Here is a 4600-nt window from a genome sequence, read left to right as displayed (position 1 = left end):
CCCTGATGCGATAACTGCTCAATTTCTAATGCGTGCATTACCCATATCACGATGCGAGGTCTGTGCAAGGACTATTGAATACAAACAAGATGAACGAGTTCAGGTCACTATTGGAGAGATGCAGACAGGAGAATGAGGCAGGACCAATCACTGATGCCCAACGTGCCACAGCAGATAAAGAGACTCGCAAGGTGCTCGATGCAGTAGAGGTTGCCATGGAAAGAAAGGCTGCATAGGATTCGACGTATCGATTAGGGTTTGAGGCTTTGCCGCCAGAGTCGAAGTCTCATTTACACCAGCATTTCCGGCACTAATTGTTCGCTGAAAAGGCGTTAGTTCTCAACCGTTATTGACAATACAAATATTATGAGCATATAAATTGTGGTTTTCTTAGAAAGCTTAATACTGGCTTTTTTAATTCCTTATTTACTGAAATGATTCTCGGCGCCCTCAGTGATTGGAGTAAAACACCTTGTAATTGCGATGGTATTTCACCACACATAACGACTAGATATAGCCATACTACTATATTTACCATAATGTATTGTATTATTCCAAATTAAATAATCGCTATATCATCATTAGATGGAGGATTGTTTTGGCAAGCATTACATTCGGTGCGGTAACACGTGGTACTGGCAAAATTTTCATCCTTCTTGAAACACAAATTCCTGAAAATGCAACTCTTACATCTTATTCAAAGACTTCTACAAACAAAACTATACCAACTACGCTTATTCCTCTCGATAAAAAAAACCAATTTGTGCTCGTTCTACCGATCTTAACTGTCAACCAAACTGTAACTGTCCAAGCTCATGATGCAAATAAACAAGTACTCGCAATAGCTGAAAAAGTTTTTAAACACGGCCTCTCTGCAGCAAAATCTAAGTTAAATACTCTTTTTAGAAACTCAAACGCCCTGCGAATTCGCAATATTGATAGTAAGCTATCTGCAAGTGAGTCTAACTTAACTGTAAATAACATCGTAGATAACGAAAACAATACTGATACAGTTATATGTACCGCTGAAACATTTAGCCCGTTAAAGAAATTAATTGAATCGGCTTTTGAAATTCGAGTACTAGATCTTCGTGGAAACACGGCTTCCCTAAATAAAGCAACACTTCTAAGAGATAATTTGGAAAGTTACCCTTCGCTTCCAAACGGAGCAATCCGACAAATACAATTTTCTTTTAAGGTCTCAACTAAACTTCAAAGCTTTATTATTTGGCTTCACTATACTGTGTCACTAGCGCCAGATGGTTTTCTATGTCTTGAAGATTTTCGTGCAAAAGGTTTACGAGATAGCTGGCTTACACAAATTAATAGGAACCCCATATCTGATTATTATGAAGATTGGTTTGTTAAAACTCACCGTACCTCACTTCTTGAGTTAGACATACAACGTTTATCTACTTTTCCCTATATGCCATTTTTTTCTATCATTGTTCCAATATATAACACTCCAATATCATTTTTTGAAGAGATGATTGACTCCGTCCTTGTGCAAACCTATAAAAATTTTGAACTTATTCTTGTTAATGCATCACCAAAAAATGAGGCATTAAATAATGCTATTAAAAAAGCCTCCTCGTTAGATAAACGCATTAAAATCATTTCCTTAGCAGAAAATTTAGGGATTACCCTTAATACTAATAAAGGAATGAAAGCTGCTGCTGGTGATTTCATTTGCTTTCTTGATCATGATGATGTCATTGAGCCTGACACCCTTTTTGAATACGCGAAAGCAGCTAACGAGCATCCAGACACTGATTTAATATACTGCGACGAGGACAAGCTTCAAAACAATCATTACAAGGATGGTTTTCTCAAACCTGACTTTAACTGGGATTATTTGTTCAGCTGCAATTTCGTATGCCATATGCTTGCCGTGCGCCGCTCACTCATTGATTTTAACAATCTACCTGGAAAGGAAATGGATGGAGCTCAAGACTGGAACCTCACATTTATTACAGCAGAAAAAGCCCGTAATATTTTTCATGTAAGAAAAATTCTCTATCATTGGCGTATTCATCCTGAATCAACCGCTAGTGGTATAGAAGCCAAACCTTGGGTAATTAATGCACAGCTGAAGGCTGTACAAGGACATCTGGACCGTTGTGGCATACAAGCGCATGTTCTTAGATCTCCTACGATCCCTGACTTTCTTCAAGTTAATTATGCTATCTCAACCAATCCAAAAATCTCTATTATCATTCCAAATAAAGATGCAATACACATGCTTAATCAATGTATTTCCTCAATTTTAAATAAAAGTACTTATAAAAATTATGAAATTATTATTGTTGAGAACAACAGTACTGATAGTAGCACTTTTTCTTTTTATCATAAGATCGAATCCCGATACTCTCAAATAAAAGTAGTCTTTTATAAGGGCAGCTGGAATTTCTCAAAAATTATCAATTTTGGTTCGAAGCATGCAAATGGTGATTTTTTCTTGTTCTTAAACAACGACACAGAAGTCATAAGTCCAAATTGGCTTGAATTAATGCTCGGTCCTTGCATGCGCTCAGGAGTTGGCATTGTTGGAGCAAAGCTTTTATATGCTAATGGCCTCACGCAACACATGGGCGTCCATATGTCTGATGGAGGTCCGGGTCATACGTGTATGCTTTTCCCAGATAATGACCATGGGTATTTCAACTTAGCAGCTGTCCCACATGCAGTAAGCGCCGTAACCGGTGCTTGTCTCCTTGTAAAACAGGAGGTTTACAACAAAATTGGGGGACTTGATGAAACTCTTGCAGTGAATTACAACGATGTCGATTTTTGTCTTAAATGCAACGCGATTGGAAAATACGTAATCATACAACCTCAAGCAAAACTGTATCATTACGAATCTGTCTCTCGTGGAGCGTCAGATCGCACTACAGTACAAGCTGTCCAGTGGTGTCGTGAAAAAGCAATAATGATGAATAGATGGGCTAATTATTACGTAAAAGGGGACCCTTATTACAATTGTAACTTAGCACGTGGCTTAGGATCCTATCAGCTTTCATAACTTCATTTTCTTGTGCTCTAGGAAAGAAGTCATACACTTTGAAAATATATATTATTTCACACCGACTAAATGTTGACTTACCAAACAACGAGCTATACTCACCACTTTTAGTCGGTGCTTTTCGTTATCCATTAACAAAAACCCAATATCAATGGCTACGAGATGATATTGATGACAATATCTCACACTTAAATGCAACTTATTGTGAACTAACAGGTGTATATTGGATTTGGAAAAATTCACGTGAAGATATTGTGGGGCTTTACCATTATCGTAGGTTCTTTCGCAATAGGAATGGTTCCCGCCTTGACTCTGCTGCTATTTACAAGTTACTTAATAAATATGATTGTATAGCATCCACTTCCTATCAAACTTCAGTAAACCCTAATGAGCCTTGCTCCATAGCGCAACATTATGCACATTTTCATTGTCTTCTTGATATGATTTCTCTCGAACGCTTAATTAAAAAAGATTATCCTAAATATCTAAACTCATTTTATAAAGTCATGAGAGGACCCACTTTTCGCCCTTTCAATATGATTGTATGTAGAAAAGAGATATGGGATGCCTATTGTACTTGGCTCTTTAGCGTGCTTAATAAGCTGGAAAGTAATTATATAAACCCATACTTTGCGCGTAACGCATACCAAGCAAGAGTTTTCGGTTTTTTAGCTGAACGTTTACTTAACGTATGGCTGGTAGCAGAAAACCTTTCTATTGCTGATTGTGAAGCTTACAACCCGGTATTTCCAACAAAATCCCTTTATCCGGTAGTCTTGCCAAACAAAGATACCTTTTACCAATCTAATATCGAAAAAGAAGCTTTTAAAAATTCTTTTGTACCTCAAATAGGTTGCACCGATTGTAGCTCTACTTTTTCTGCCTCCTATTATTTGAATCGTTACAAAAAACTTTCCAATATTATTGGGAATGATCCTGAAGCGGCATGGAAGCACTTTCTGAAGTATGGGCTGGCTGAAGGCCGCATTGGCACGCCGTGTTTTCATATCACTTCATATATGAATGGACATCCGGAGCTACGTTCACAGTTCAAAAAAAATTTCTCTTCTTATCTGGAAGAATACTCAAAAAATATTTTTAAACATGACAGAGCAATAGGATATGAGAATCGCATTGCTGGCTACTGTAATTCAAAATATTCATATATTTATGATTTCAACTACTATATTGATAAATATCAAGACTTACCGGTTGACTGCTACTACGATTCTAAAAAAGCCTTCTATCATTTCATTACTATTGGTATTAATGAAGGTCGTCAGGCCTCGGCGCAATTTTCTCCTTTAGGCAGCCCACTAAAAAATAACAAGATCTCATGGAGAGATGTCTATATGGAACAACTAAAGACTTATAAACACCAAAAAAGTTGTCTTGGGTCTCATATTAATACACACTTGATACGATATGCAGAATTGAAAAGTGAGCGATCCTTTAAATTTAAGTCAACTAGTTTTGATTTTTGATTTTAATGATCTTGCAAAGGTAACTTAGACACATTTTCTACCCTCACGTTGCCCATTGGTAATGTAGTGAAGGTAATACGCCTTCCAGTTGTCT

At 37.1% G+C, this 4600-nt stretch carries 2 protein-coding genes; both read left to right on the top strand.

Annotation, left to right across the window (positions count from 1 at the left end):
* Positions 1-598 precede the first annotated feature (598 nt).
* A complete protein-coding gene (locus tag Q7P22_RS13450; RefSeq protein WP_303864938.1) occupies positions 599-3022 on the top strand; it encodes a glycosyltransferase family 2 protein in 2424 nt (807 codons plus the stop codon).
* Positions 3023-3060: 38 nt separating this feature from the next.
* Positions 3061-4506, top strand: a complete 1446-nt coding sequence (locus tag Q7P22_RS13445) for a DUF4422 domain-containing protein (RefSeq protein ID WP_303864937.1) — start codon at positions 3061-3063, stop codon at positions 4504-4506.
* Positions 4507-4600 lie beyond the last annotated feature (94 nt).

The organism is Alkalibaculum bacchi (assembly GCF_937875145.1).
Lineage (GTDB): Bacteria > Bacillota > Clostridia > Eubacteriales > Alkalibacteraceae > Alkalibaculum > Alkalibaculum bacchi_A.
Note: the sequence above shows the minus strand (reverse complement) of the source record. Positions and strands in the feature narration are given on the sequence as shown.